We start from the raw sequence: 26,728 nt of genomic DNA, 5'->3' as shown, positions 1-26,728 counted from the left end.
TCCTTCAGGAATACCCTGAACAAATAGATTAGCTATGAATGCTCTTCAGATTAATCTTAAGTACATTCTCAATTCATTTTAAGTTAATTGATTTAAAATCGCCCTCAATTAAGATGGACCCATCGATTCACTACATGAATCAATTTAAAAAAACAGCGTTGATTTGGTTTTTTTAATTTTAAAAGAATGCAAAATTAACTTTTCGGCAACATTAATGTTTGCCGCACAATTTCTCATTTAAACATCTTAATTAGGTATAACAATGTTAACTATTTTTGGTAAAAGCACGCGTCCCCACAATGAAATGAAAGCCATTATTGAAGCAACCTCAGGGTATGAGGAAAAAACGTTAAAGAAATGGCAAAAAATTTCAACGGCTAATTCAGATGATATTCATATAATTGTTAGCGGTGAAGTTGAATTTCGACGTTCCTCCGATGATTTATGTATGTTTACCCTGCAGGGACAATGTATTTTTGGTCTCTCCGCCATTTTTTATAACTCTGCACATATGCACGGCGTGGTTCGCAGTAATACGGTTATCCGTACAATTAATAAAGAAGATTTCCAGCGTTTAATGACCCAGCATAGTCTGTGGCCTGAGTTAACCAAAGTGCTGGCATGGTATATCTGTTTGCTCAGCAAGCGTGACGATGTTTTAGTTGCCCGCAGTGCCTATTCCGTAGTGCGTGAATTCCTGATCGAAATTAACGATCTAATTGTTCAGCATCAGCGTGATATTAATATTTACGATTACATTCAGGAATACACCAACCTGGCACGCAGCACCATTATAAAAATCCTTTCTGACCTGAAAAAGGGTCAATATATTGTGGTGGAAAAAGGGCGACTGCTCAGCCTGACGACCTTACCTGAAAAATATTAATCCCCTCCGGCGTCTCCTTTTATTACAGAAGGCGACGCCTTCTGCGTTTCATCAACCGGTGGCGCGGGCATTTTTCCCTTCGACATATCATCCTGCTGCTGTTTTAGCGCCTGCATAAACAATTCTTTTAATGAGCTGTCGTCATCTGATTTCATCGCCTGTTCGTGTGCCTCGGTGCCGGGTAAGGTATCGCGCGAGGTGTCGTGCGCGACGGGGCTATCCGGTAATGCGCCATCGGGTGCCTGCTGCCAGTCATTTTCGTCGCTATTAATGGGCATATTGTCCATCGGTGGCAGATTTTCCTGCATTTTTACCGGCTGGGGTTTTGGATGCGGATGCGGGAACGGCTTCGTCACGTACACGTAATGCATATCAGAAAGCGTGGTTTCCGGTTTCGCCACGCTCACCTTTTTTATCACGGGCGTCGGGTAGCGCAAATTCCAGTAAACGTGTGCATAAAGACCGGCCACGATCAGTGCACACAGCCCAAGACACCACAGCGCAGTCACGCTGAGGATTTTACTGAACGACGGTAAACGCCATGAGAACCAGACCGGTTCTCCAGTGGTATAGCTGCGCTGGGCAGCGAGACAGATGGTAGACATTATGCGTGTTTCTCTTGCGTAGTCGGGTTGGCCTGGGTTGACTGGATCAACACGCTCGGCGTGGTATGTGTTTCGCGCATCAGCTGCATCAGCGTGTCTTCGCCCGGAATACCATCGACGTGAAGGTGCATTTTCTGCTGGAATTCACGGGTGCGTTTCATCAGCTCCGCCGTCCAGTTTTTATCGTGCGTTTCGCTTTCGCCCAGCGCCACGCTCAGCTGCTGATCCAGCCACTCGAGATCTTTGCTGTCGCTGGCGGCGGTGATTTCGTCTTTACCTTGCGGCGTCAGGCGATGCAGGACGGTGTAATTGCCCGTCGCATGCTGGTTATACCAGGTGCGACTCACCTGCCAGGTTCGGTTATTCATCAGCAGATCGAGGGATTCTTTTCCAGCTCGCGCCACCACGGCGTAGTTAATATGATCGCCCGTTTTCATTTCGCTGACCCACGGATACCCTTCATTCGCCAGCGAGTCCAGGGAGGCATTTCCCTGTTTACACATCAGGTTCACTTTACCGGCATTCTGACACAGCGCGTCGTCTGCTGAAGCGTCATACCCCCACATGGCGTAAAGCTGATGCATGGCATCAGGCTGGTTTACCACTTCATGTTCGATAACCGGCAATACCGGCGCGTCAGGCGTTTTAGCCGGCTGTTTCCAGCTGGCCGGTACCGGCAGCACGACCGGCAGTTTTGCCGTGATGGAAGGGGTCATCATCCAGCCGCAGGCGGCGAAAAGAACGGAGGCGAACAGCCCGATGGAGGCCAGCGCTTTACCGCGTTTCGGTGCCGGAAGCACTTCACCGGCGGCCAGACGCAAATGACGCGGTCCGACGTTTGGCGCGCGTTCGGTCCACGCGGCCAGCATGGAAAGGTGCGCCAACTCGTTCAGCTTGCTGACGTTGCCTTTGGTCAGGGCGTGGATCTTTTTCACGCGAGCGGGCGTCAGCGGGGAGACGTCAGCGCCGTGCTCCTGGCACTGGGCGTTAACATAGCTCAGGAATTCGCGGCAGGTCAGGTTGCGCAGGGTGTGGCTGGTCAGAACAAATTCCTGCAGCGTGGAGTCTGTCAGCATCGTCTCCCGATCTTCACTGCCCATCAGGATGACCGACAAACGCACGTCCAGCTCCTGGGCACGCGTCAGCAGCATGGCCAGCACATCATAGCTGTTGTTCTTCATCGCCTCAGCGTGAGTGATGACCAGCACCTTTTGCGTTGCGCGGGTATCGCGCCACTGGCGCAGCACGGCATCCACGGCCTGCAGTTTATTTTTGCTCTCTTTCGCCGACGGGTTGAGCTTATACAGCAGGCTGTTGGCGCTCAGCTTTGGAAACGCGTTAATTGAGACGACGGTGCTGCTGCTCTTCAGCGCATCGCTGAACTGCCCCAGCAGTTCACTGTCGTGGTAAAAGAGCCCGGTGATCCCTGCCTGCTGGCTTTTTTCTTTCAGAAGATTGAACACATCCTGATGATAAGGCACCAGAAAATCGCCCGATTTGCGGGTGACTGTTCTGAACGGAGGGGTACTGAATTTAAAATGACTCTGATACATAGCGACTGACCGTCTCTTCTCTTTAATAGCAATGGGCGAAAAGTACGGGATGCACCAGTCCTGGTCAATTTAACACCAGAGTAAAAATAACCTGCCGTCGGGCTCTAACATTCCTCTTTTTTCCGGTCAATCATTTTCTTTATTAAAGTTAATAGCGAAGCAGATAGTCGATATTAAAAGGGCTGATTATTATTAGCTCCCTGAGTGATGCAGCACATCGCTGCGAATGACTGCTTTGCTAAAAGGCCGGATAAATAATGAGGAATACACTCCTTTCCCGTGTAATGACACCCTGCATTATGCTTGTCATGCTGATATTTTGCAGCCAGCAGGGGTATGTCGTTTATAAAGATTATAAGAAAGTTACGAATAAGTTAGCGAATGCGGATAAGCCGGCGCTAAAAAAAACGAATGCGGAAAAATCCTTTGGGCTTTTCACTGCCGCAGTGCGTCAAAGCGATACGCCAGCGGCGGTAAAAGCACCGCTTTCAGCGGAAATCGAAGGCATTATTCGTAGCGATGAATCCTGGCTGTCGTTTGCCGTGATCAAGACTCCTGCGGGGCAGCAGAGCTACCGGGAAGGGGATCCTATTGCGGGCTTCAACGACGCTTATGTTGATGAAATTAATAAAGATAGTGTGGTTGTGCAGTACGAGGGGGCGAAACAGACGCTGGCCCTCAAGAAACCGGCTTATTTTAAGGGCGGCGTTGACAGCGGCCCGGCCACCAAATCGAAAAAAGATGCCGGCGCCGACAGTCTGCATCTCGATGATTATCTGGTGTTAAAACCGTTAATCGATAAGGGCCAACTGGAAGGCTTTAATATTAACCCACGGAATGCGTCTCCTTTTTACAGCGATACAGGGCTGGAAAAAGGAGACGTGGTGGTGAAAGTCAACGACGTCGATATGACGAAAGAAGCGCAGGCGAAAAATATCATCGCCAACTGGTCGAAAATGAAAGAGGCGGAGGTCGTCGTAAGGCGGCACGCTCACCTTGAAAATATTCGGGTTAATGTTTTAAACAATTAACAAGTGTACATCATGAAGAAATTTCCGTGGGCGTGCGTGGCGCTGACCGCACTGTCGTTATATTCCAGTTCGCTGCTTGCAGCCAACTTTAGCGCCAGCTTTAAAAATACTGATATTCGCGAATTTATCGATACGGTAAGTCGCAATCTGAATAAAACTATTCTCGTCGACCCGTCCGTTCAGGGCACCGTGTCGGTGAGAACCTATAACGTGCTGTCGGAAGATGAATATTATCAGTTCTTCCTGAGCGTGCTGGATCTCTACGGTCTGTCGGTCATCCCGATGGATAACGGCATGGTCAAAGTGGTGCGCTCCAGCGTGGCTCGTACCGCCGGCGTGCCGGTGGCCGACAGCAAAAACCCGGGCAAAGGGGATGAGATCATCACCCGCGTGGTGCGCATGGAAAACGTGCCGGTGCGCGAGCTGGCCCCGCTGCTGCGCCAGCTGAACGATGCCTCGGGCATTGGCAACGTGGTGCACTTTGAACCCTCCAACGTGCTGCTGTTAACCGGTAAAGCCTCGGTGGTGAACCGCCTGGTGGACCTGGTTGAGCGTGTGGATCGTTCCGGCATGCAGCGTCGTGAAATTGTGCCGCTGCGCTATGCCTCCGCCAAAGAGCTCTCCGACATGTTGAACAACCTCAACAACGAAGAGCAGAAAGGGCAGAACGCGCCGCAGCTGGCGACCAAAGTGGTGGCCGATGATGAAACCAACAGCCTGGTGATCAGCGGTACCGAAGATGCGCGGGCGCGTACCCGTTCGCTGATTGGCCAGCTCGATCGCGAGCAGAATAACGAGGGCAACACCCGCGTCTTCTACCTGAAATACGCCAACGCCTCGAAAGTGGTGCCGGTGCTCACCGGTATTGGCGAACAGCTGAAAGACAAAGCCGGGACGCCGAAGAGCAAAACAGCCCCAACGGCAAGCGACCTGAATATTACCGCCGACGAGTCGACCAACTCGCTGGTGATCACCGCCCAGCCAAACGTGATGAACTCGCTGGAGAAGGTGATCGACAAGCTGGATATTCGCCGTCCGCAGGTGCTGGTGGAAGCCATCATTGCTGAAGTGCAGGACGGTAATGGCATGGATTTAGGCGTTCAGTGGACCGGCAAGCACGGCGGCGTGCAGTTTGGTTCGACCGGTCTGCCGATCAGCCAGATCAAAAACGGCACGATCAAAGGTGCCTCCTTTACGGGCCTGGCGACCGGCTTCTTTAACGGCGACTTTGGTGCGCTGATGACCGCGCTGTCGACCACCGGCAAGAACGACATTCTTTCCACGCCAAGCGTGGTCACGCTGGATAACAAAGAAGCGTCGTTCAACGTCGGTCAGGATGTACCGGTGCTGTCCGGTTCCCAGACCACCAGCGGCGACAACGTGTTTAACTCGGTTGAGCGTAAAACCGTCGGTACCAAGCTGAAGATTGTTCCGCAGATCAACGACGGAGACATGATCCACCTGAAAATTGAGCAGGAAGTGTCCAGCGTTGACGCCAGCGCCACCGAAGACGCCAGCCTTGGCCCAACCTTCAACACCCGTACCATCAATAACGAAGTGATGGTCCACAGTGGACAAACGGTCGTGCTGGGTGGGTTGATGGAAAACGTCAACAAACAGAACGTCTCGAAGGTGCCGCTGCTGGGCGACCTGCCGCTGGTGGGCCAGCTGTTCCGCTACACCTCGCAGGACACGTCGAAACGCAACCTGATGGTATTTATCCACACTACCGTGCTGCGTGATGACGACAACTACAGCGCGGCGACGAAAGAGAAATACGATCAGATCCGCGCACGTCAGCAGCAGCGTATGGAAGAGCAAAAGCTCGGCATTCTCGAAAACTCGGATAACCCTGTTCTGCCGGCTTATCCGAAGCAGAGTCATGCGACGCCCGCTGGCGTAACCGCGACGTCCGCGTCCCGCAACCCCTTCAAAGAGTAAGCGGAGGTGATGCGTGGATGAACTGACGAAACAGCTTTGCACCAGCAGCTTCGCGAAAGACAACGGCATCCTGTACTGGAACGACGTGGTCTATATCCGTGAAGACGTGCCCGCGTTCGCCCTGCTGGAGATGCGCCGGGTGCTGGGGCGCGCCTTTGTGCCCGAGACGCTGAGCGCCGAAGCGTTCGATGAAATGCTGGCCAAAATCTGGCAGCAGAACAGCGGCGTTTCGCAGCAGCTGGTGGACGACATGGATGCGGATATCGATCTGATGGCGTTAACCGAGGAGATCCCGGACAACGAAGATCTGCTCGATAACGACGAAAACTCGCCGGTGATCCGCCTGATCAACGCCATTCTCGGCGAGGCGGTGAAAGACGGCGCATCGGATATCCATATCGAAACCTTTGAGCGCACGCTGAGCATCCGTTTTCGCGTTGACGGCGTGCTGCGCCCGGTGCTGCAGCCTGCTCGTAAACTGGCGCCGCTGCTGGTATCGCGCATTAAAGTCATGTCGAAGCTCGACATTGCCGAAAAGCGTCTGCCGCAGGATGGGCGTATTTCGCTGCGCATTGGCCGTAAAGCGATCGACGTGCGCGTGTCGACCATTCCTTCGCAGTACGGCGAGCGCGTGGTCATGCGTTTGCTCGATAAGAGCAACCTGAAGCCGGATATCAACAAGCTCGGACTGATTGATGAAGAGCTGGAAAAACTGAAAGGGCTGATTGGTCGCCCCCACGGCATTATCCTGGTCACCGGGCCGACAGGCTCCGGTAAAAGTACCACCCTGTACGCCATCCTTTCGGCGCTGAACGGGCATGAACGCAACATTCTGACCGTCGAAGACCCGATTGAGTACGAGCTGGAAGGGGTGGGACAGACGCAGGTCAACCCGCGCGTGGACATGACCTTTGCCCGCGGCCTGCGCGCCATTTTGCGTCAGGATCCGGACGTGGTGATGATCGGGGAAATCCGTGACGGCGAAACCGCGCAAATTGCGGTGCAGGCGTCGCTCACCGGTCACCTGGTCATGTCTACGCTGCACACCAACAGTGCGGCGGGGGCGATCACCCGCCTGCGGGATATGGGCCTCGAATCTTTTTTGATCGGTTCGTCGCTACTCGGCGTCATTGCCCAGCGTCTGGTGCGTCGGCTGTGTCCGCACTGCCGTACCACCAGTCCGCTGGATGACAATGAAAAAGCGCTGTTTAGCTTTATGGATACGCCGCCGAAGGCCATCTATCGCGCCGTCGGCTGCGAGCACTGCCGCCAGAGCGGGTATCAGGGACGCGCGGGCATTCACGAGTTTCTGGTGGTCGACAGCACCATGCGCCGCGCCATTCATGAAGACAAAGATGAAATGTCCATTGAGACCGAGCTTTTCAAACAGGCCTACAGCCTGCGCGAAAACGGCCTGATGAAAGTCATCAGCGGCATCACCTCGCTGGAAGAGGTGATGCGCGTGACCGCCGAGCGTGGAGGCGATGAATAATGGCTTTCTACGCGTGGACCGCCACCGATGCCGCCGGGAAAACCCAGCGCGGCACGCTGCAGGCGGAAGGGCCAAAGCAGGTGCGCCAGTCGCTGCGCGAGCAGAAGCTGATGCCGCTCACCATCACCGAAACCCATGAAAACGCGGCCAGCGCAAAAGCCAAAACCGGGGCCAAACTCTCGGTGCCGGTGCTGTCGATGTTTACCCGTCAGCTGTCGACGCTGGTCAATGCGTCGCTGCCGCTGGAAAGCGCCCTGAAGGCCATTTCGAAGCAGACGGAAGACAAAAAGCTGGCGGCGATGGTGGTCGAAATCCGCGAGAAAGTGGTGGAAGGCCATACCCTCTTTGACGCCTTCAGCCAGTTCCCGCGCACCTTCGACAAGCTCTACTGCACGCTGGTGATGGCCGGGGAGAAAACCGGCCACCTCGGCGACGTGCTGGAGAAGCTGGCGGAGTACAACGAGCAGCGTCAGAAGATGAAAAGCAAGCTGACGCAGGCGATGGTTTACCCGATTACCCTGACGGTGGTCGCCGTAGCGGTCATCAGCATCCTGCTGGTGGCGGTGGTGCCGCAGGTGATCGAGCAGTTTGTGCATATGAAGCAGCAGCTGCCGATCACCACCCGCACGCTGATCGCGGTGAGCGATTTCCTGCAGGCGTACGGGATCTACATTGCGGGTGGTTTCTTTGGCGCGGCTGTGGGCTTTAAGGCGTGGCTGAAGAAAAAAGCAAACCGTTTTCGCTGGAACAGCTGGCTGGTGAACGGCTCGCCGATCAAAAAGCTGGTCTGCGCCATCAACAGCGCGCGCTATATCCGCACGCTCAGCATTCTGCAGGCCAGTAGCGTGCCGCTGCTGGAAGGGATGTATATCGCGATGGACGGGATCGAAAATCTCTATGCCCGGCAGGTGCTGGAGCAGGCGGCGGATACCGTGCGTCAGGGGGCATCTCTGTATAACGCGCTGGACCAGGCGAAACTCTTTCCGCCAACCATGCTGTACATGATTGCCTCCGGCGAAGAGAGCGGGGAATTGGGTTCATTAATGGATCGCGCCGCGGAAAACCAGGAATCGGCATTACAGCATCGAATTACTTTAACACTGTCGGTATTTGAACCGGCACTGGTGGTGACAATGGCGACAGTCGTCTTATTTATCGTGCTGTCAATATTACAACCACTTCTTCAGCTCAATAATATGGTGGGTTAACTATGTCTTTAAAACGAAATAGCCTGAAGCGTCAGGCCGGGTTTACTTTGCTCGAATTAATGGTGGTCATCGTTATTCTTGGCGTCCTCGCCAGTATGGTGGTGCCAAATTTAATGGGTAACAAAGAGAAAGCGGACAGCCAGAAAGCGACCAGCGATATCGTGGCGCTGGAGGGTTCGCTGGATATGTACAAGCTGGATAACCACCGTTATCCCACCACCGAACAGGGTTTACAGGCGCTGGTCACCAAACCTGAAATCGCGCCGATCCCGAAAAACTACCGTGACGACGGCTATATTCGCCGCCTGCCGGAAGATCCGTGGGGCAATGATTATATTCTGGTCAGCCCGGGTGAACATGGCGCGGTGGATGTTTTCTCTGCGGGTCCGGATGCCGAAGCTAATACGGCTGATGATATTACCAACTGGTCTTTAGATAAAAAAGAGAAGTAATGAATAAGCAACGTGGGTTTACTTTGCTGGAAATTATTCTGGCGCTGGTGATATTTGCCAGCTGCGCCATGATGGTCGTTTCGACTATTCCCTCACGCAGCGGTGCGGATATTTTCGGTCAGCAGTTAAAAGCCCTCGTTGAATATGGTTCAGACCGCGCGGTGATGGACGGAAATATCGTCGGACTGGTGGTCACAACGTCTGAATATCAGCTGGTCGCCTGGGCCAAAAAAGACGGCGAGCGTCACTGGGAGCCGTTAACCGCCGGGCGCATTGTCACCCACGGCGCGTTCCCGGAAGAGATGCACGTCTCGCTGTCGCCGCAGCGCATTGCTGCCACAACGGACGCGACGCCGCAGATAGTCTTTTTACCGGACGGGGAGATCAGTCGTTTCAGGCTTGAGCTGCAGAGTTTCGACAAAAAGCAGAGCTTTAGCGTGGTGTCGCAGGGCGCATCACCGGTGTCGGTAGAGAACGATGACTAAACGCAAAGAACAGGGGATGACCCTGCTGGAAGTGATGGTCGCGCTGGTCATTTTCTCCACCGCTGCGCTGGCGCTGATGAACTCCGTCTCGCTGAACGTGCGCTTCACCCATGGCCTGGGCGACTCGCTGCAGGCGAGCTGGGTGGCGGAAAACCAGCTGGCGGAGGCAAAACTGAGCAACACGCCGTTCCCGGATGCCCTGCAAACGGGTACGGAAACGATGGGCGGCAGAAACTGGACCTGGCGCAAGCAGCGGGTAAAAACCGCGGAAAATCGCTTTGCCGATGAGGTGCAGGTGTACGCCGAGGGCGATGAAGATAAGCCAGTGATTACCCTGCAGGTGATGGAACCCGGAGAGGCGAAATGAGTAAGCACACTCAGCGTCAGCAGGGCTTTACGCTGCTGGAGATCATGATTGCGCTGACCATCTTTGCGGTCATCAGCTTGCTTGCCTGGCAAATCCTTGACGGGGCGATGCGCACGTCTAACGCCACCGACGTGGCGGCCACCCGGTTAAACCAGCTTCAGCGCGCCTATAACCTGCTGGAGCGGGATTTCTTCCAGCTTCAGGCGCGTGCCCCGCGCAATGAGCCTGACGTATTTGTCCTGGGGGATGACGGCCTGGAACTGACCACGCTGAACGGCGTGAGCGGTCAGGTTCAGCTGGAGCGCGTGCGCTGGCGGTTAAAAGATAAAACGCTGTGGCGGGACATCTGGCCAGTCATCGACGGCCCTGCGGATGCGAAGCCGGAAGAGGTGCCGATCCTCAGCGATATTAAAGAGATGTCGTGGCGTTTCTGGAAAGCAGGCTGGCAGAGCAAATGGACCGATACGGCACACCAGCCGGACGGCGTAGAGCTGCTGCTGACCATGGAGAACGGCGATACCTGGCGCTGGGTGTTTACTACCCCGGGGAATATCCCGGATGCGGCGACGCCTGCGCAACCGCAGCCGGTTCCCGCCCCGTCAGGAGAGAATAAATGAGCGGAAAATCGGTACGAAAACAGCGCGGTGTCGCGCTGCTGGTGGTGCTAATTTTGCTGGTCATGATGTCGGCCCTGGCCGCCAAAATCAGCCAGCAGTTCTGCCGCAATCTGCAGAAAACCCGCTATCAGGTGAGCCAGCAGCAGCTGCGCTGGTCCATTCAGAGCCAGCAAAAAACGATTGAGGATCGGCTCCAGACCTACGCCAGCGGCGAGAGCAAAGGGCTGTCGCCGAAGGGCGAATGGACGGAGCCGGTCGAAACCGAAGGTGAAAACTACACCGTGGTGAGCCAGGCTGAGGATGCCCAGACCTGTTTTAACGTCAATAACCTGCTGGCGGCAGATCAAACGCCAGCGGTACAGACCGCAGGTGCCCTGCCGGAAAAACCGGTGAAAGAACGCATCGTCGAGCAGCTCCTGGCCGACAGCGGCATTTCCGCGGGTGACGCTGAAGAGATTTACCAGCAGCTGCTGGACTATCTCGACGGCGATACCGCGACGGCAAAAGAGGGGCTGGAGACGGATGCCTGGGCTGGCGTGCAGCCAGCGCGCCAGCCCGCGAATCAGATGATGCGCACCCCGGGCGAACTCAAGCTGTTGCCCGCGTTTCCGGCGGCGGCCTACGGGAAGGTCAGCAAAGTGCTGTGTGCCTTACCCGACAGCGCCAGCAAGGTGGACGTGAATACGTTGACCAGGGAACAGGCGCCGCTGCTGGCCGCGCTGTTTATCGGCTCGCTGAGCGAAGACGAGGCCGCCCGGCTTATCGCCTCCCGCCCGGAAGAGGGCTGGGAGTCGATGGAGGCGTTCCTGAAGGAGCTTGAGACAAATTATCCGCAGACCAAAGACGCCCTCAAGCAGGTTCAGGCGTTGCTTGCGGTGAACAGTAGCTATTTCCGGGTCAACAGTACCGGCAATACCGACGATTTAACGCTGCGCGTCGTCAGCCAGCTTCATGTTGATAATGAAGCCGGGAAGGTTATTACCTGGCAACGCCGCTACCGAATGGCTGAATAACACAAGACGAACTCTATGAAACAGGTGCTTTTTATTCGTCCCGACACGCACGAGGACGGGAACATAATGTGGTGCGAGTCCGGTAGCGACCAGGTGGAACAACGCCAGGGACTGGCGTCACTGGCGGAACTCGCCGGTCACGCGTTAGCGGCCAGGGTATGTCTGCTGCTGCCCGCCAGCGAGATGATTTTCCGTCATTTCACGTTGCCAAAAAAAGGGAATGTTGAATTCTCGTGGCTGGCAGAAGAAACGCTGATTGGCGACGTGGACAACCTCCACTGGACGGTGCTCAACAAGAAAGGACGGGACGTCGACGCCGTCGCTATCGATGCTGACCGCCTCCATCACTGGCTCAACCGCTGTGCCGATGCCGGGCTGACGGTGGTGCAGGTGCTGCCGGATGCGATCCTGCTGCCGGTGGCCGAGGGCGGGAGCACGCTGGTTTCCACCGACAGCGGCTACTGGATGCGCTACTCACCGTTTGGCGCCTGTGAAACCGACGCCGCGCTGCTGCCGCTGCTGCTGAGCCAGCAGTGCACAGGTGACATCGTCTGCTACGGCGATGCGCCAGCGGGCGTTCAGGTGGATGAGCAGCTGGCCTGGCAGCATCCGCTGGTGCTGATCCAGCCGCAGTGGAAAAGCTGCAAAGCCAATCTGCTGCACGGTGATTTTTCTGCCAAAGGCGAGAGCGCCGGCTTCCGCTATGCGAAATCGGCCATCGCCGCCGTGGCGGTGCTGAGCCTGGGGCTGCTGATTGGCCCCCGCGTCGGCATGGCCTGGATGCTGACCAACCAGGAAAACCTGGCACAGCAGCAGATGGTTGAGCTGGCCCAGCACTACTTCCCGACGCTGCGCCAGACCACCAACCTGAAATACCACTTCGGGCAGAACATTAAGAAAGAGAAGAAAGGATTCTTTCTTCAACTGGACGCGTTGGATCAGATTAAGCAAACGCTCCCTTCTGTCGAGCTGAGCGAAGTCGGATACGACGACACGCAGAATCAGCTCACGCTGAACATCAGCTCAATGGATCCCACGGCGTTGCAGGCGTTCGTCAATAAGGCGAGTGACACCTTCGACTTTACGCTGCAGCCGGTCTCCAGTGAAGCGCCTTATACCGCTATCATCACAGGGAAATATAAATGAAAGAGAAAATGGGACAATTAAAGGCGCGTTATTTGCGTTACAGCCCGCGCGAGCGAAATCTGTTTAAACTGTGCGGCACGGCGCTCTGTTGCGCCTTTATCTGGTACGGGGTGATGACCCCGCTGGATGGCATTATAAAAAACGAACAAAGCACGCTGCAAAAACAAAAACAGACCCTGAACTGGATGCGCGAAGAAATTAATAAAAACCATCTTCAGGCCAAAGTATTAAAAACCAGTAACCCACGAAGCGTGGTGGAAGAGAGCGCCAAAGAGATCCATGTTGCGCTGAGTAATATTCAGCAGGATGGTCAATCCATGTCGTTTAATATCGACCGGATAAACGTGTATGAACTGAAGGGCTGGCTCAGGGAGGTGAATTTAACCTCCGGTGTGCGTCTGGAAAAAATGGATCTTACCCCGGTGGATCATCTCAGCGACGTTAAGGCGCAGATTAAACTCTCGTGGGCGAAAGCGGCATGAACTCATTGACGCTGCTTCAGGGCAGCCAGATGCCCGCCCTGTGTCTCCTGAGCGGTGCGCTTGGCGGCATTCTCGGCAGCTTTCTTGGCGTGGTGGTCGAACGCATACCTCCGCTCATCAAAGAAGAGGTGGGGGCCGGGAACCTGCTGTTTCCGGCATCCCACTGCCCGGGGTGTTCCCATACGCTCTCCTGGTGGGAAAATATTCCTGTTCTGAGCTGGTGCTGCCTGCGCGGGCGCTGCCGTTGCTGTCAGACCGCGATCCCGCTGCGCCTGCTGTTACTTGAGCTTTCCAGTGCCCTGTTTTTTGCCCTGACGGCGGCGTATGCCCCGTCTGCGGCCGCGCTGATTTCGCTGTGGGTTCTCTGGTGTGGGCTGTTGCCGCTGGCGGCGATAGACGCGAAACACCTGCTGCTGCCGGATTGTCTGACGCAGCCGCTGCTGTGGGCAGGGCTGTTAAATCATGCGCTTTTTCAGACCTTACCGCTGTCGGATGCGCTGTACGGCGCGGCGGCGGGTTACCTGTCGCTGTGGCTGATCTACTGGGCATTTCGCCTGACCACCGGTCGTGAGGGATTGGGCTACGGTGATTTCAAACTGCTGGCCGCGCTGGGGGCGTGGTGCGGCTGGCAGGCATTGCCTTCATTATTGCTGGCAGCTGCATTGAGCGGTATCGCATTGTATTTTCTTTTTTATAAAGCTGTTAAAGAAAATAGCGTTATTCCGTTTGGTCCGATGTTGTCACTGGCTGGATTGACTATTTTTATTCTCCAGACGCTGCAATTCACATTCTGATTTGCGCGGTCAAGTTTTTTTTAAAATTTTTTCGATAAGGGAATGGAAGGATTTAATTTAATTCCCGGCGTATTGTAAGAAACATAAGCTGTAAGGATTATCGCTCATGTCTTTTTATGGAGGATATTTTAGCGTACTACATGTTTTCCACAATTAAGTATTATCCGCAGTTTTATTGAACTGACTTATTCACGACTCGCCCATGTTATATGGAATACATGGTTATTTTAATTTTCACAAATAATGTTATCAGGAATTAATAATGAAATTTATGAAGCCTAAATATCTGGCCCTTTTTGTTGCGGCTGTCTCCGGCTCCGCATTCGCCGCTGCGCCAGGTACGCCTTCAATTAGCAGTGGTAATGATAAGTTTGCCCTCGTTGAAGTAGACCAGGCCGCACAGGATTACGGCACGCTCGTTAAAGTACACAACGACGGTGTGGACGTGAAGGTTGAGTGGAACGTCTGGAGCGGCGATGCGCCAACCTCCGGTAAAGTTCTGCTCGACGGTCAGACCGTGTGGTCAGGCGCTGCCGGTGCGTCCGGCTCCGCGACCTTCAAGGTAAAAAAAGGTGGCCGCTATCAGGAACAGGTTGAACTCTGTAACACCAGCGGTTGCTCCAAAAGTGCAAGCAAGCTGGTTATCGTTGCGGATACCGACGGTAGCCACCTGCTGCCGCTGAACGGTGCGATGCAGGAGAACAACAAAACCTTCGCGAAGCACACCGATAAAGTGGTCGGCGCATACTTCCCGGAGTGGGGCGTATATGGCCGTAACTTCCCGGTTGATAAAATCCCTGCCTCTAACCTGAACCATATCCTGTATGGCTTCATTCCAATCTGTGGCGGTGACGGCATTAACGACGGTCTGAAAACCGTTGAAAATGGCAACAGCTTCGCCGCGCTTCAGCGCGCGTGTGCTGGCCGCCAGGACTTCACCGTGGCGATCCACGACCCGTGGGCGGCGCTGCAGAAACCGCAGTCCGGCGTATCTAACTGGGACGACCCGTACAAAGGTAACTTCGGCCAGCTGATGGCGCTGAAAAAAGCGCATCCAGACCTGAAAGTGCTGCCATCTATCGGCGGCTGGACCATGTCCGATCCGTTCTTCAAAATGAACGATCCGGCTATCCGTGCGCGCTTTGTCTCCTCAGTGAAAGACTTCCTGACAACCTGGAAATTCTTCGACGGCGTGGATATCGACTGGGAATTCCCTGGCGGCGGCGGTGTGAACGAAGCGCTGGGCAACGCACAGCAGGATAAAGCGACCTATACCGTACTGATGCACGATCTGCGTGCCATGCTGAACGAACTGTCAGCACAAACCGGTCGTACCTATGAGCTGACTACCGCAATTGGTTCCGGTAAAGATAAGATTGAAGACGTGGATTACACCACGGCGCAGCAGTACCTCGACCATATCTTCCTGATGAGCTATGACTTCTACGGCTCATGGAGCAACACCGAACTGGGTCACCAGGCGGCGTTGCACGCACCAGCATGGCGTCCGGATACCAACTACACCACCTCTAACGGCGTTGACGCGCTGCTGGAGCAGGGCGTACAGCCAGGCAAAATCGTTGTCGGTGCGGGCATGTATGGCCGCGGCTGGACAGGCGTTCACGGCTACACCGGCAACAACCCGTTCACCGGCACCGCGACTGGCGCAGTGAAAGGGACCTGGGAACCAGGCGTGGTTGACTATCGTCAAATTGTGAACGAGTACAAAGGCAAGCCAGGCTGGGAATACGGTTATGACGCGGATGCGGAAGCACCTTACGTCTTTAACAAATCCACCGGCGACCTGATCTCCTATGAAGATGCTCGTTCAACGACCGCGAAAGGTAAGTACGTGCTGGCGAAAAACCTGGGAGGTCTGTTCTCCTGGTCTATCGATTCCGATAACGGCGATATCCTGAACGCGATGAACGAAAGCCTGCTGGGCAGCTCAACGCCAGAGCCTGTTGTGACCAACCATGCGCCAGTTGCGGCTGCCGCGGATCAGTCCGTGACCGGTCCGGCAAGCGTTACCCTGGACGGTTCAGCGTCTACCGATCCTGATGGCGATGCAATCACCTACAAATGGACCCAGATCTCTGGTCCATCCGTCACGCTGACCAACAGCACCAAAGCGAAAGCGACCTTCTCCGTTGGCGCGGTCACCAGCAATCAGACGCTGGCATTCCGCCTGACCGTGACCGATGCGAAAGGGCTGAGCAGCACCGCTGACGTGCAGGTTCTGAACAAAGCACCTAAGGCTAACCAGGCACCGGTTGTGAACCAGATGCAGGCCGTGACCCTGGAAGCTGGCCAGTCTTATGCGCTGAACGTGCAGGCTGCGGATCCAGACGGTGATGCGCTGACCTATACCTGGAGCATTCCATCCGATATGCACGCCACCGGTACCAATACCTCAAGCGTACAGATCACTGCACCAGAGGTTACCACTGACTCAAGCTATACCCTGAGCGTGGTGGTGAGCGACGGTAAAACCAGCGTACAGTCCAACGTACAGGTTACCGTGACGCCGAAAGCGACCCCGGTTGTGCCTGATGAAGAGACTCCTCCGGCTGACGAAGGTACCAACCCATCCGATGAAGGCACCAACCCATCTGACGAAGGCACCAATCCATCTGACGAAGGGACTGCCACAGGCAGCTGCGACAACCCGGTTGATGCCAACGCCAGCAAATATGCTGCGTGGGAATCCAGCAAAGTCTATAACAATGGCGATCTGGTAAGCGCTGATAACCTGGTCTGGAAAGCGAAGTACTGGACTCAGGGCAACAAGCCAGGCTTTGGTGCAGATGCATGGGAACTGGTCAGCCAGGTGAAAATGAACTGGCGCGCTGACACGGTCTACAACGGCGGCGACAAGACGACCTACCAGGGCTTCGAGTACCGTGCGAAGTGGTGGACCCAGGGTGATAAACCAGGTAACAGCGATGTATGGGTGAAAGAAGGCGCGTCAGCTGACTGCAAATAATCTTCTGAGCCTGAAATTGTGGGTGTGATATCCGCCCACAATCACAGACCACACCCCGCTTCGGGTGTGGTCTGTAACTAAAATATTTAACAGGATGTGTTTGAGGAGAAATAAAACGTACCACCGCAGGTGAATGATGAAGCGATTACTGTTGCTGTTATTGATATTAAGCCAAAGCGCATTGGCGAATTGCTGGGATAAGGCGGCGCATTATTATCATGTTGACCCTTATTTACTTTATGCCATTGCGAATGTGGAATCAGGAATGAATCCCTACGCTGTCGGGAAAAATCATGATGGCACAATTGACGTAGGATTAATGCAAATTAACAGCTCGCACTTTTCGGAGCTTGAACGACGCGGTATCAGCGAACGTAGACTTATAACAGAACCTTGTACTTCTATTATGGTAGGCGCATCGATTCTGTCAGGCATGATTAAAGTCTACGGATATAACTGGGAAGCCGTCGGTGCTTATAACGCCGGGATTAAAAAAGAAAATTATCCAAAGCGCATGGTGTATGCCCATAAAGTCTGGGCGAAGTATCAGCAATTAAAATCTGTTGCACGCGAAAGAAATGACTGGTGAGTTTTTTCTTTTTTGAAGCGTACCGTTAAGTATGCTTCAGAAAGTGAAAAACAGCTGTCTGGAGTTTATTTATTAACGGATTAATAAATAAGCTGGGATTTTATTTTAAACCATCGAATTAACAGGAATAACCGAAATGAATAAAAGGACATTACTGAGCGTGTTGATTGCGGGTGCTTGCATTGCACCTGTTATGGCTCAGGCCACCATGTTGAAGGCAGAGAGCAGCGAGCCTTACACCATGAAAGCCAGCGATCTGGCGAAAAAGGAGAAAGAACTCACTGACTTCCCTCTGATGCAGTCCGTGAAGGATACCATCCGTACGCTGGACAACGCTTCAGTTGAGCAGATTGAGCCAGGCCGTGCGTCAAACCCGGTTAACGTAAAACGCGTTGAAGGGATCCTGAAAGAGAGCGACTGGGAATACCTGTTCCCACTGCGTGCAAAGGATTACAGCTACAGCAACTTCCTGAAAGCGGTGGGTAAATTCCCTGCGCTGTGCGACACCTACAAAGACGGCCGCGACAGCGACGCCATCTGCCGTAAAGAGCTGGCAACCATGTTTGCCCACTTTGCGCAGGAAACCGGCGGTCACGAAAGCTGGCGTCCGGAAGCCGAATGGCGTCAGGCGCTGGTCTACGTGCGCGAAATGGGCTGGAGCGAAGGCCAGAAGGGCGGCTATAACGGCGAATGTAATACCGACGTCTGGCAGGGTCAGACCTGGCCGTGCGGTAAAGACAAAGACGGTGACTTCCTGAGCTACTTCGGCCGCGGCGCGAAGCAGTTGTCCTACAACTATAACTATGGTCCGTTCTCCGAAGCGATGTACGGCGACGTGAAAGTTCTGCTGGAAAAACCCGAGCTGGTGGCGGACACCTGGCTGAACCTGGCAAGTGCGATCTTCTTCTTCGCCTATCCACAGCCGCCAAAACCAAGCATGCTGCAGGTTATCGACGGCACCTGGCAGCCGAACGATCGCGACAAGGCTAACGGCCTGGTCCCTGGCTTCGGCGTAACCACCCAGATCATCAACGGCGGCGTAGAGTGCGGTGGCCCGACTGAAATTGCGCAGTCTCAGAACCGTATCAAGTACTACAAAGAGTTTGCTAACTACCTGAAAGTTCCTGTTCCGGCTAACGAAGTGCTTGGCTGTGCCAACATGAAGCAGTTCGACGAAGGTGGTGCGGGCGCCCTGAAGATCTACTGGGAACAGGACTGGGGATGGAGTGCGGATACGCCTGACGGCAAAACCTACTCTTGCCAGCTGGTGGGCTACCAGACACCATTCAGCGCGTTTAAAGACGGCGACTACACCAAGTGTGTACAGAAATTCTATAACGTGAACATCGTGAATGATGACGGTTCAGCGACCAAACCGGATGAAACACCGGTAAACCCAACGCCAACGCCATCTGAAGATGAAACACCGGTCACTCCAACGCCAACACCGGACGAAACGCCGGCAGAACCGACAGCCGTTAACCATGCGCCAGTGGCGCAGATTGCCGGTCCAATCGGTGCAGTTGAAGCGGGTGCGCAGGTTTCTCTGAGTGCTGAAGGCTCTACCGACGAAGACGGTAACAAACTGACCTATACCTGGCGTTCCCAGGATGGCCAGACCGTCACCGGCGACGACAAAGCGGTTGTCACCTTCACGGCACCTGAAGCGGCAACAGCGCAGCAGTACGAAGTGAGCCTGACCGTCAGCGATGGCGAGCTGAGCAGCACCACGTCCTACCTGCTGAACGTGAAGGCGAAAGAAGCGGCTCCATCTAAGGATGAGGGCACTTCCGGCGATTACGCAGCATGGAGCGCGAACAGCAAGTACAAGGCAGGCGATATCGTGAACAATCACGGTAAACTGTTCCAGTGCAAACCGTTCCCGTACAGCGGCTGGTGTAATAACGCCCCGGCATACTATGAACCAGGCGCAGGTCTGGCATGGTCTGATGCCTGGACGGCATTATAAACAGCAAACGGCAACCGAAAGGTTGCCGTTTTAGTCTTTCCTCCCTCTCCCTGTGGGAGAGGGCCGGGGTGAGGGCATCAGGCCGCAGAGTTCTGTTTTTTGCCGGGTGGCGCTGCGCTTACCCGGCCTACATGGGGCAGGGCGCTTACCTGTGCAACTTCCCATGATCCCGCAGCCACGCCGCCGTGCGCACAATCCCTTCATCCAGCGATACAATCGGCTTATACCCCAGCTCGTTCTCAGCGCGCGAAATATCCAGCGTGAAATCAAAATTAAGCTTTGATACCCCATAGTGGGTTAGCGCAGGCTCTTTAGCTGATTTACTGCCAAAACGCTCCATGCTGCGGGCGATCATATCCAGCATCGGATAAGGCACCGAACGGATGCGGCAGTTGATCTGCAGCTCGTCGATCAGGCGCTGCACAATGCTGCGCAGCGTGCAGGGTTCGCCGTTGGTGATGTTATAGGCGCGACCGGAAATCAGCTTATCGCAGTCCGTCTGGCTTGCCAGCCACATGGCGTGGACCGCATTTTCGTAATAGGTCATATCCACCAGGGCATCGCCGCCGCGTGGCAGCAGCACGCTGCCGTAGTGGTGCATCATCTGCGCCAGACGGGGAATGAACACTTTGTCGTGCGGCCCGAACAGGCTCTGCGGACGCAGTACCGTAAAACGGGTATGCGGGTTCGACTGCGCCAGCAGGTCAATCACCTCTTCGCTGGCTGCCTTGCTGCGGGCAAACTCACACGCAAAGCGGGCCGGACGGAAATCTTCCTGCACGTCACGATGGTGGTGGTAATCGAAATAGAGTGACGGGGACGAGATATGGATAAAGTTACGCACGCCCCAGGCGACGGCCCATTCGCCCAGACGGCGGGTTGCCCGCACGTTGGCGAGATCAAAGGCTTCCTGGGTACCCCACGGGGAGGTGAAACTGGAGCAGTGCCACAGCGTATCGATACCGGCGAGCATCACTTTGGCCTGAGAGGAGACCAGCTCCGTCAGGTCAGCATGGACGAACTCGGCGCCCATTTTTTGCAGCAGTTTCCCCATCGCTTCGTTGCGACCGGTAGCCCTGACGCTGATGCCCTTGTTGCGCAGAAATTCGACCGCATTTCGGCCTAAGCCGCTGGTCGCCCCGGTAACCAGTACCTTCATATCAATCCACTGTGTTGAAAAGAATTTCGTGCGCATTCTTTCGTGAATTACGGCGCTATGCAATGGGAAAGGTGAAAGAAAGAGAGTTTTATTTAGATCTTTTCCGTCTTTTGTTCTGCCCGTTGCGCAATCCGCTTTGCCATCCCGCGGAAGATAAACAGGTGCGCAGGGATCATGAACAACCAGTAGAACAGACCGGGCATTCCGTGCGGATGCCACCAGGCGCGGACGTCCAGTTCACGATGGTCGCCCTTGTCTTTCAGGGTAAAGCAAAGCCGGCCCAGACCGGGGGCCTTCATGCCGAACAGCAGCGCCAGCTGTTTCTCCGGTTCGACGATGATCACCTTCCAGCTGTCGACCGCATCGCCCACTTCAAGATACGGGCGAGCAGGGCGGCCTTTTGCCAGCCGGTGGCCCACCAGCAGATCCATCGCACCGCGCGTTTTCCAGAGTACATTGCCGAAGAAATAGCCCTCTTTGCCGCCGATCTGGTTTACCACCTCCCACAGCGCGGCCAGGCTGGCCGTGGTTTTCACCGTGCAGCCCGCCTGTTTCGGGAAATAGCCGTACTCCGGCCGCCAGCGGGCGAACGCCTGGGCGTCGTAGCCCCAGTCGCTGGAGTTCACCAGCTTCTCTTCTTCTTTCAGGGTATTGCGCACCGCGTCGTCAAAGCGGATCAAATCCTGCGGGATCAGCACACGCAGCGCGCGGTCGTCTGCGAGCAGATCGTGTTTCAGCCCCTGGATCAGCGCTTTGGCGGTCGTCGGGGGCACTGATGTGATCACATTCAAAAACCACACCGAGATCCAGCGGGTTGGGAAGGGAATCGGCAGCAGCCAGCGTCGGCGGCCGCTCACGCGCATGAAATGCTCAAACTGCTCCTGGTAGCTCAGCACTTCAGGACCGGCGGCCTCCAGCACGCGGTGTTGCTCCGCCGGATGATCCAGCAATGCCATCAGATAATGCAGGAGATTATCCAGCGCAATCGGCGTGGTCCGCGAGCGGACCCAGCGCGGCGGCGTGAGCACCGGCAGGTTGTAGACCATATCGCGCATCACTTCGAAGGCGGCGGAACCGGCGCCGACGATAATGCCGGCGCGCAGTTCGGTGACGGGAATATTCGCACCGCGCAGGGTGTCAGCCGTCAGCTGGCGCGCGCGCAGATGATCGGACTGCTCGTTTTCGGGTGCCTGTAGCGAGCTTAAGAAAATCACCTGCTTAACCGGCGTTTGCAGCAGAGCATCGCGGACGTTCATTGCCACCTGACGCTCGTGGGCGATAAAATCGCCGCCTTCACCCATGCTGTGGACAAGGTAGTAAAGCGTATCGACCCCGCCCAGCAGCGCAGGCAGCGCGACAGGCCAGTTGAGATCGACGTTGTGACAGGTCACGCCGGGCAGGTTTTGCTTTTGCAGGCGCTCGGTGTTGCGTGCCGCTGCCAGCACCTGGTGTCCCTGCTGACTTAACGCCGTGGTCAGGTGCTGACCGATATATCCGCTGGCGCCAAGCACCAGAATACGCTGCGGCACGTGATGCTCCTTAACGCTGTAAAAAGGCCTGCCAGTGTTTCACCACGTCCGCCAGCTGTTCGCGGCTCACGTCGAGATGCATCACCAGACGCACGACAGGTGACGCGTTGATCAGCACGCCACGCGCTTTCATAAATTCGCCAAGCGCAGCGGCGTGGTCATCGCCCACGCGAACGAAAAGCATGTTGGTGTCGTGGCGCATCACGTCGGCACCCACTTCGCGCAGCTGCGCCGCCATCCACGCGGCGTTGTCGTGATCGTCTTTCAGACGCGTGACGTTGTTTTTCAGGGCATACAGCCCGGCAGCCGCCAGAATGCCCGCCTGACGCATGCCGCCGCCGGTCATTTTGCGCCAGCGGTTAGCGCGCTTGATGTAGTCCGCATTGCCCACCAGCAGGGAACCTACAGGCGTGCCCAGCCCTTTCGAGAGGCAGATGGTGAACGAGTCGCAGTATTGCGCGATCTCTTTCAGCTCGCAGCCGTATTCCACCACGGCGTTGAAGATGCGCGCGCCGTCCACGTGCAACCCGAGCCTGCGCTCGCGGGTGAATTCCCACGCTGCTTTCAGATACTCGCGCGGCAGGACTTTGCCGTTATGGGTGTTTTCGAGGCTGAGCAGTCTGGTGCGGGCGAAATGGATATCGTCGGCTTTGATTTTTGCGGCAACCTTGTCGAGCGGGAGCGAGCCGTCCGGCGCGGCGTCGATTGGCTGCGGCTGAATGCTGCCGAGCACTGCGGCACCGCCCGCTTCGTACAGGTAGTTATGTGCGCCCTGGCCGACGATATACTCTTCGCCGCGCTCGCAGTGGCTGAGCAGCGCGACCAGGTTGGCCTGTGTTCCGGTGGGCAGGAACAGGGCGGCCTCTTTACCGCTGAGCTCTGCGGCATAGCGCTGCAGTTCGTTTACCGTCGGATCGTCACCGTAGACGTCGTCCCCGACCGGGGCGGCCATCATCTCTTCGAGCATGGCGCGACTCGGGCGGGTTACGGTATCACTGCGTAAATCAATCATGGCATGTCCTTATATTTAAAAAGGCGATGCCAGATGTTTTACCTGAGCCAGTTGGTTTTTGCCAGTTCGATCACCTCATCGCCGCGGCCGCTGATGATTGCGCGCAGCATATAGAGGCTAAAGCCTTTGGCCTGCTCCAGCTTGATCTGCGGCGGGATCGCCAGCTCCTCTTTGGCGACGACGACATCCACCAGCACCGGACCGTCGATGGAAAAAGCGCGCTGCAGGGCTTCATCCACCTCGGACGCTTTTTCAACGCGGATACCGGTGATGCCACAGGCCTCTGCAATGCGCGCGAAGTTGGTGTCGTGCAGCTCGGTGCCGTCCGTCAGATAACCCCCGGCCTTCATCTCCATCGCCACAAAGCCCAGAACGCTGTTGTTAAAGACCACGATTTTGAGCGGCAACTTCATTTGTACGACCGACAGGAAATCCCCCATCAGCATGCTGAACCCGCCGTCGCCGCACATCGCCACCACCTGGCGCTCCGGTGACGTCGCTTTTGCCCCCAGCGCCTGCGGCATGGCGTTCGCCATCGAGCCGTGGTTAAACGAGCCGAGCAGTCGGCGTTTGCCGTTCATCTTCAGATAGCGCGCCGCCCAGACGGTTGGCGTGCCCACGTCGCAGGTAAAGATGGCATCGTCGTCAGCGAAATGGCTGATCTGCTGGGCCAGGTACTGCGGGTGGATCGCTTTGTCGCTCGGTTTGGCAAGGTCGTCCAGCCCCTTGCGGGCATCGCGGTAATCGCTCAACGCTTTATCGAGGAACTTGCGGTCCGTTTTTTCTTCCAGCAGCGGCAGCAGTGCGGTAAGGGTGGATTTGATGTCGCCCACCAGCGCCATATCGACCTTGCTGTGCGCGCCGATGCTGGCCGGGTTGATATCAATCTGAATGATTTTCGCATCCGCCGGGTAGAACGGACGGTACGGGAACTGGGTACCGAGCAGGACCAGCGTGTCGGCGTTCATCATGGTGTGGAAACCGCTGGAGAAACCGATCAGCCCGGTCATGCCCACGTCGTAAGGGTTGTCGTACTCGACGTGCTCTTTGCCGCGCAGGGCGTGGACAATCGGCGCTTTCAGCTTGCCGGCAAATTCAAGTAGCTCCTTGTGCGCGCCAGCACAGCCGCTGCCGCACATCAGGGCGATATTGCTGGAGTAACGCAGCAGCTGAGCCAGCTTTTTCAGTTCCTCTTCGGCAGGCGTAACGACCGGCTGCGGCGCGTGGTACCAGTGCGTGCTGGCCCCTTCAGGCGCTGCCTTGAGGGCCACATCGCCCGGGATGACGACCACGGAAACGCCGCGGTTCAGCACCGCCTTGCGCATGGCTATCGCCAGGACCTGCGGGATCTGCTCCGGGGATGAAACCAGCTCGCAATAGTGGCTGCATTCACGGAACAGCTCCTGCGGATGCGTCTCCTGAAAATAGCCGCTGCCGATTTCGGATGAGGGAATGTGGGCGGCAATCGCCAGCACCGGCACATGATTGCGGTGGCAGTCGAACAGACCGTTGATCAGATGCAGGTTACCCGGCCCGCAGGATCCGGCGCAGACGGCCAGTTCACCTGTGAGCTGTGCTTCGGCACCGGCGGCAAAGGCGGCGACCTCTTCATGACGGGTCGGCATCCATTCAATGGTTTTCATCTTGTTGAGGCTATCGCTCAGTCCGTTAAGGGAATCGCCGGTCACGCCCCAGATACGTTTCACGCCTGCCTGTTCAAGGGTCTTCGCTATATATGCAGCCACGGTTTGTTTCATGGGTGTCCATCTCCTTTTTGTGATATCGCTAACAAGCTTAGAAGAAAGTCTCTGTCTTGCCCGCTTTACCCCCTTATTAAAAGGTGCTTTTCAAATCTAACTATTCGGCATAATCTGGCTGTACATTGGGTAAAAATAGGAATAATTTCAAATGGTTAAATCATTGTTAACTGCTGTTAATGAAAAGCTATCGTGCGACGATCTCGGCAAACTCTTGTTACGACTTGCCGTCGGCGGGCTGATGCTGTTTCACGGTTTGCACAAGTTATTCGGCGGCGTGGGGTTTATTAGCGGCATGCTGGTGGAAAAAGGGTTACCGGGGTTTATCGCCTACGGCGTGTTGGTTGGCGAAGTGGTAGCACCGATCCTGATTATTGTCGGGCTCTTTACGCGCCCGGCCGCGCTGGTGCTGGCCTTTACCATGATCGTGGCGTGGCTGATGGTGGGAATGGGGGAAACGCTTGCCCTCGACAAGGTAGGCGCATGGGCGATTGAAAGCCTGGTGTATTTCTTTATCGGCTCGCTGGCGGTCGCGTTTTTAGGAGCAGGGCGGTTTGCGGTAGGGAAAGGTCCTGCGTGGCGGTAATGTCGTTGTAGGTCGGGTAAACGCAGTGCCACCCGACAAAAAAGCCCGGTGGCGCTGACGCTTACCGGGCCTACAAGTGAACGTTTATCGTTTATGCGAGTACCAAATCCCCCTGCGGGTGGCACGAACACGCCAGCACGTAGCCTTCAGCAATTTCCGTATCCGTCAGCGTCATGGTGCTGCTGACGGTATACTCCCCGGAGACCACTTTCGTCTTACAGCAACCGCACACGCCTGCACGGCAGGCCGCTACCACCTGCACCTTGTTACTTTCCAGCGCTTCCAGCAGCGTGGTCCCCACGCGGCCAAAGAAAGTCTGCGCCGGCTGTAGCTTAGTAAACTGAATCCCGCTGGTTGCCGCTTCCGCTACCGGCGTGAAGAACTGCTCTTTGAAGAAGCGGGTTACGCCGAGCGCTTTCACTTCCTCTTCCACGAAAGCCATATACGGCGCCGGGCCGCAGGTCATCACGGTACGATGAGCAATATCCGGCACGCTTTGCAGTAGCTCGCGGCTCAGGCGACCGGGCACAAAACCGTGGGTCGCGTTGTGCTCAGCCACCAGCGTCACCGGATAGTTGCGCCATTCATCAGCAAAAATCACGTCATCCGGCGAACGCACGCTGAAGATCGCCTGTACGTCAGCCTGCGGACGATTTTTCGCCAACCAGCGGCGCATCGACATAATTGGCGTTACGCCACAGCCCGCCGCCAGCAGCAGGAATTTATCGTCTGCTTTGTCGTCACAGGTGAAATCGCCCTGGGCGTCGGACATCCAGATATAATCCCCGCGCTTCACGTCCCGGGTCAGCCACTCGGATCCTGCGCCGTCGTCAATGCGGCGGACGGTGAGCGTGATGTACTCGCTCACGCCCGGCGTTGAAGAGATAGTGTAGGCGCGCAGGGTGTCCGCCGCGTTACGGACGCTGACCAGCGCATACTGGCCCGCGCGGTACGGATAATAGTCATGGCACAGCAGCGACAGCGTCCACACATCCGGCGTCTCCTGCTGGATGTGGTGAACCTGCATCCGCCACGGACATTGTGAGGTTGGCATGGTCATGAGTTCCTC

General features: G+C 55.8%; 24 protein-coding genes. 17 read left to right on the top strand and 7 right to left on the bottom strand.

The window, feature by feature from the left end; translation table 11 throughout:
• Positions 1–262: 262 nt before the first annotated feature.
• The gene (locus tag E3U32_RS14060; RefSeq protein ID WP_134349281.1) at positions 263–886 is read left to right on the top strand and encodes a helix-turn-helix domain-containing protein; all 624 of its coding nucleotides are present in this window, start codon (positions 263–265) and stop codon (positions 884–886) included.
• Here E3U32_RS14060 and E3U32_RS14055 read toward each other — a convergent pair.
• Both E3U32_RS14055 and E3U32_RS14050 read right to left on the bottom strand, forming a co-directional pair.
• Positions 883–1,491 carry a hypothetical protein gene (locus E3U32_RS14055; protein WP_134349280.1) on the bottom strand — a complete coding sequence of 203 codons (609 nt, stop codon included), beginning with the start codon at positions 1,489–1,491 and terminating at the stop codon, positions 883–885. The genes E3U32_RS14060 and E3U32_RS14055 overlap by 4 nt on opposite strands.
• Positions 1,491–3,044 (bottom strand): ExeA family protein, encoded by a 1,554-nt coding sequence (locus E3U32_RS14050; protein WP_134349279.1) that lies wholly within the window; start codon positions 3,042–3,044, stop codon positions 1,491–1,493. Before E3U32_RS14050 ends, E3U32_RS14055 begins: the two co-directional genes overlap by 1 nt.
• Before the next feature lie 299 nt (positions 3,045–3,343).
• Between E3U32_RS14050 and gspC the strand changes: the two genes are divergently transcribed.
• From gspC to E3U32_RS13975, 15 genes are all read left to right on the top strand, one after another.
• Positions 3,344–4,075: a type II secretion system protein GspC gene (gene gspC, locus E3U32_RS14045; RefSeq protein WP_134349278.1), complete on the top strand. Its 732-nt coding sequence runs from the start codon at positions 3,344–3,346 to the stop codon at positions 4,073–4,075.
• A 12-nt stretch (positions 4,076–4,087) separates the two neighbouring features.
• Positions 4,088–6,016 carry a type II secretion system secretin GspD gene (gene gspD, locus E3U32_RS14040; protein WP_134349277.1) on the top strand — a complete coding sequence of 643 codons (1,929 nt, stop codon included), beginning with the start codon at positions 4,088–4,090 and terminating at the stop codon, positions 6,014–6,016.
• Positions 6,017–6,029: 13 nt separating this feature from the next.
• Positions 6,030–7,508 (top strand): type II secretion system ATPase GspE, encoded by a 1,479-nt coding sequence (gene gspE / locus E3U32_RS14035; protein ID WP_134349276.1) that lies wholly within the window; start codon positions 6,030–6,032, stop codon positions 7,506–7,508.
• Positions 7,508–8,716, top strand: a complete 1,209-nt coding sequence (gene gspF / locus E3U32_RS14030; protein ID WP_134349275.1) for a type II secretion system inner membrane protein GspF — start codon at positions 7,508–7,510, stop codon at positions 8,714–8,716. Before gspE ends, gspF begins: the two co-directional genes overlap by 1 nt.
• Positions 8,717–8,718: 2 nt before the next feature.
• The gene (gspG, locus tag E3U32_RS14025) at positions 8,719–9,168 is read left to right on the top strand and encodes a type II secretion system major pseudopilin GspG (protein WP_042716894.1); all 450 of its coding nucleotides are present in this window, start codon (positions 8,719–8,721) and stop codon (positions 9,166–9,168) included.
• The gene (gene gspH / locus E3U32_RS14020; RefSeq protein ID WP_134349274.1) at positions 9,168–9,653 is read left to right on the top strand and encodes a type II secretion system minor pseudopilin GspH; all 486 of its coding nucleotides are present in this window, start codon (positions 9,168–9,170) and stop codon (positions 9,651–9,653) included. Before gspG ends, gspH begins: the two co-directional genes overlap by 1 nt.
• The gene (gene gspI, locus E3U32_RS14015) at positions 9,646–10,020 is read left to right on the top strand and encodes a type II secretion system minor pseudopilin GspI (protein WP_134349273.1); all 375 of its coding nucleotides are present in this window, start codon (positions 9,646–9,648) and stop codon (positions 10,018–10,020) included. Before gspH ends, gspI begins: the two co-directional genes overlap by 8 nt.
• Positions 10,017–10,637 (top strand): type II secretion system minor pseudopilin GspJ, encoded by a 621-nt coding sequence (gspJ, locus tag E3U32_RS14010; protein WP_134349272.1) that lies wholly within the window; start codon positions 10,017–10,019, stop codon positions 10,635–10,637. The genes gspI and gspJ overlap by 4 nt, the downstream gene beginning before the upstream one ends.
• On the top strand, positions 10,634–11,650 hold the full coding sequence (gene gspK / locus E3U32_RS14005) for a type II secretion system minor pseudopilin GspK (protein ID WP_134349271.1): 1,017 nt from the start codon (positions 10,634–10,636) through the stop codon (positions 11,648–11,650). The genes gspJ and gspK overlap by 4 nt, the downstream gene beginning before the upstream one ends.
• Positions 11,651–11,665: 15 nt before the next feature.
• Complete coding sequence (gspL, locus tag E3U32_RS14000; RefSeq protein ID WP_134349270.1) at positions 11,666–12,796, top strand: type II secretion system protein GspL; 1,131 nt, start codon at positions 11,666–11,668, stop codon at positions 12,794–12,796.
• The gene (locus E3U32_RS13995; protein ID WP_134349269.1) at positions 12,793–13,278 is read left to right on the top strand and encodes a type II secretion system protein M; all 486 of its coding nucleotides are present in this window, start codon (positions 12,793–12,795) and stop codon (positions 13,276–13,278) included. Before gspL ends, E3U32_RS13995 begins: the two co-directional genes overlap by 4 nt.
• Positions 13,275–14,072: a prepilin peptidase gene (locus tag E3U32_RS13990; protein WP_134349268.1), complete on the top strand. Its 798-nt coding sequence runs from the start codon at positions 13,275–13,277 to the stop codon at positions 14,070–14,072. Before E3U32_RS13995 ends, E3U32_RS13990 begins: the two co-directional genes overlap by 4 nt.
• Before the next feature lie 262 nt (positions 14,073–14,334).
• On the top strand, positions 14,335–17,058 hold the full coding sequence (locus tag E3U32_RS13985) for a glycosyl hydrolase family 18 protein (protein WP_134349267.1): 2,724 nt from the start codon (positions 14,335–14,337) through the stop codon (positions 17,056–17,058).
• A gap of 136 nt (positions 17,059–17,194) precedes the next feature.
• Positions 17,195–17,647 (top strand): type III secretion system invasion protein IagB, encoded by a 453-nt coding sequence (iagB, locus tag E3U32_RS13980; protein WP_134349395.1) that lies wholly within the window; start codon positions 17,195–17,197, stop codon positions 17,645–17,647.
• A 136-nt stretch (positions 17,648–17,783) separates the two neighbouring features.
• Positions 17,784–19,616: a glycoside hydrolase family 19 protein gene (locus tag E3U32_RS13975; RefSeq protein ID WP_134349266.1), complete on the top strand. Its 1,833-nt coding sequence runs from the start codon at positions 17,784–17,786 to the stop codon at positions 19,614–19,616.
• Between the two features lie 145 nt (positions 19,617–19,761).
• On the opposite strand, the gene E3U32_RS13970 is transcribed toward E3U32_RS13975, so the two are convergent.
• The 4 genes from E3U32_RS13970 to poxB form a co-directional block, all read right to left on the bottom strand.
• A complete protein-coding gene (locus E3U32_RS13970) occupies positions 19,762–20,775 on the bottom strand; it encodes an NAD-dependent epimerase/dehydratase family protein (protein WP_134349265.1) in 1,014 nt (337 codons plus the stop codon).
• A gap of 92 nt (positions 20,776–20,867) precedes the next feature.
• Complete coding sequence (locus tag E3U32_RS13965) at positions 20,868–22,304, bottom strand: SDR family oxidoreductase (RefSeq protein WP_134349264.1); 1,437 nt, start codon at positions 22,302–22,304, stop codon at positions 20,868–20,870.
• A 10-nt stretch (positions 22,305–22,314) separates the two neighbouring features.
• A complete protein-coding gene (gene ltaE, locus E3U32_RS13960; protein WP_134349263.1) occupies positions 22,315–23,316 on the bottom strand; it encodes a low-specificity L-threonine aldolase in 1,002 nt (333 codons plus the stop codon).
• Between the two features lie 38 nt (positions 23,317–23,354).
• Positions 23,355–25,073: a ubiquinone-dependent pyruvate dehydrogenase gene (gene poxB / locus E3U32_RS13955; protein ID WP_134349262.1), complete on the bottom strand. Its 1,719-nt coding sequence runs from the start codon at positions 25,071–25,073 to the stop codon at positions 23,355–23,357.
• A 151-nt stretch (positions 25,074–25,224) separates the two neighbouring features.
• Between poxB and E3U32_RS13950 the strand changes: the two genes are divergently transcribed.
• Positions 25,225–25,659 carry a DoxX family protein gene (locus tag E3U32_RS13950; protein WP_134349261.1) on the top strand — a complete coding sequence of 145 codons (435 nt, stop codon included), beginning with the start codon at positions 25,225–25,227 and terminating at the stop codon, positions 25,657–25,659.
• A 91-nt stretch (positions 25,660–25,750) separates the two neighbouring features.
• Here the strand turns inward: E3U32_RS13950 and hcr are convergent, their stop codons facing one another.
• Complete coding sequence (gene hcr, locus E3U32_RS13945) at positions 25,751–26,719, bottom strand: NADH oxidoreductase (RefSeq protein ID WP_134349260.1); 969 nt, start codon at positions 26,717–26,719, stop codon at positions 25,751–25,753.
• Positions 26,720–26,728 lie beyond the last annotated feature (9 nt).

It is taken from the genome of Lelliottia nimipressuralis, from assembly GCF_004402045.1.
GTDB lineage: Bacteria > Pseudomonadota > Gammaproteobacteria > Enterobacterales > Enterobacteriaceae > Enterobacter > Enterobacter chinensis.
This window is presented reverse-complemented; position numbering and strand designations above follow the sequence as displayed.

Excerpts from the sequence above, each read along its gene's own strand:
- iagB (WP_134349395.1), top strand. The coding sequence starts at position 17,195 with ATGAAGCGATTACTGTTGCTGTTATTGATATTAAGCCAAAGCGCATTG.
- E3U32_RS13990 (WP_134349268.1), top strand. The coding sequence starts at position 13,275 with ATGAACTCATTGACGCTGCTTCAGGGCAGCCAGATGCCCGCCCTGTGT.
- gspH (WP_134349274.1), top strand. The coding sequence starts at position 9,168 with ATGAATAAGCAACGTGGGTTTACTTTGCTGGAAATTATTCTGGCGCTG.
- E3U32_RS14050 (WP_134349279.1), bottom strand. The coding sequence starts at position 3,044 with ATGTATCAGAGTCATTTTAAATTCAGTACCCCTCCGTTCAGAACAGTC.
- hcr (WP_134349260.1), bottom strand. The coding sequence starts at position 26,719 with ATGACCATGCCAACCTCACAATGTCCGTGGCGGATGCAGGTTCACCAC.
- E3U32_RS14060 (WP_134349281.1), top strand. The coding sequence starts at position 263 with ATGTTAACTATTTTTGGTAAAAGCACGCGTCCCCACAATGAAATGAAA.
- E3U32_RS13975 (WP_134349266.1), top strand. The coding sequence starts at position 17,784 with ATGAATAAAAGGACATTACTGAGCGTGTTGATTGCGGGTGCTTGCATT.
- gspJ (WP_134349272.1), top strand. The coding sequence starts at position 10,017 with ATGAGTAAGCACACTCAGCGTCAGCAGGGCTTTACGCTGCTGGAGATC.
- E3U32_RS13970 (WP_134349265.1), bottom strand. The coding sequence starts at position 20,775 with ATGAAGGTACTGGTTACCGGGGCGACCAGCGGCTTAGGCCGAAATGCG.
- gspD (WP_134349277.1), top strand. The coding sequence starts at position 4,088 with ATGAAGAAATTTCCGTGGGCGTGCGTGGCGCTGACCGCACTGTCGTTA.
- ltaE (WP_134349263.1), bottom strand. The coding sequence starts at position 23,316 with ATGATTGATTTACGCAGTGATACCGTAACCCGCCCGAGTCGCGCCATG.
- E3U32_RS14055 (WP_134349280.1), bottom strand. The coding sequence starts at position 1,491 with ATGTCTACCATCTGTCTCGCTGCCCAGCGCAGCTATACCACTGGAGAA.
- gspF (WP_134349275.1), top strand. The coding sequence starts at position 7,508 with ATGGCTTTCTACGCGTGGACCGCCACCGATGCCGCCGGGAAAACCCAG.
- gspL (WP_134349270.1), top strand. The coding sequence starts at position 11,666 with ATGAAACAGGTGCTTTTTATTCGTCCCGACACGCACGAGGACGGGAAC.
- gspI (WP_134349273.1), top strand. The coding sequence starts at position 9,646 with ATGACTAAACGCAAAGAACAGGGGATGACCCTGCTGGAAGTGATGGTC.
- gspG (WP_042716894.1), top strand. The coding sequence starts at position 8,719 with ATGTCTTTAAAACGAAATAGCCTGAAGCGTCAGGCCGGGTTTACTTTG.
- E3U32_RS13985 (WP_134349267.1), top strand. The coding sequence starts at position 14,335 with ATGAAATTTATGAAGCCTAAATATCTGGCCCTTTTTGTTGCGGCTGTC.
- E3U32_RS13950 (WP_134349261.1), top strand. The coding sequence starts at position 25,225 with ATGGTTAAATCATTGTTAACTGCTGTTAATGAAAAGCTATCGTGCGAC.
- gspC (WP_134349278.1), top strand. The coding sequence starts at position 3,344 with ATGCTTGTCATGCTGATATTTTGCAGCCAGCAGGGGTATGTCGTTTAT.
- E3U32_RS13995 (WP_134349269.1), top strand. The coding sequence starts at position 12,793 with ATGAAAGAGAAAATGGGACAATTAAAGGCGCGTTATTTGCGTTACAGC.
- poxB (WP_134349262.1), bottom strand. The coding sequence starts at position 25,073 with ATGAAACAAACCGTGGCTGCATATATAGCGAAGACCCTTGAACAGGCA.
- gspK (WP_134349271.1), top strand. The coding sequence starts at position 10,634 with ATGAGCGGAAAATCGGTACGAAAACAGCGCGGTGTCGCGCTGCTGGTG.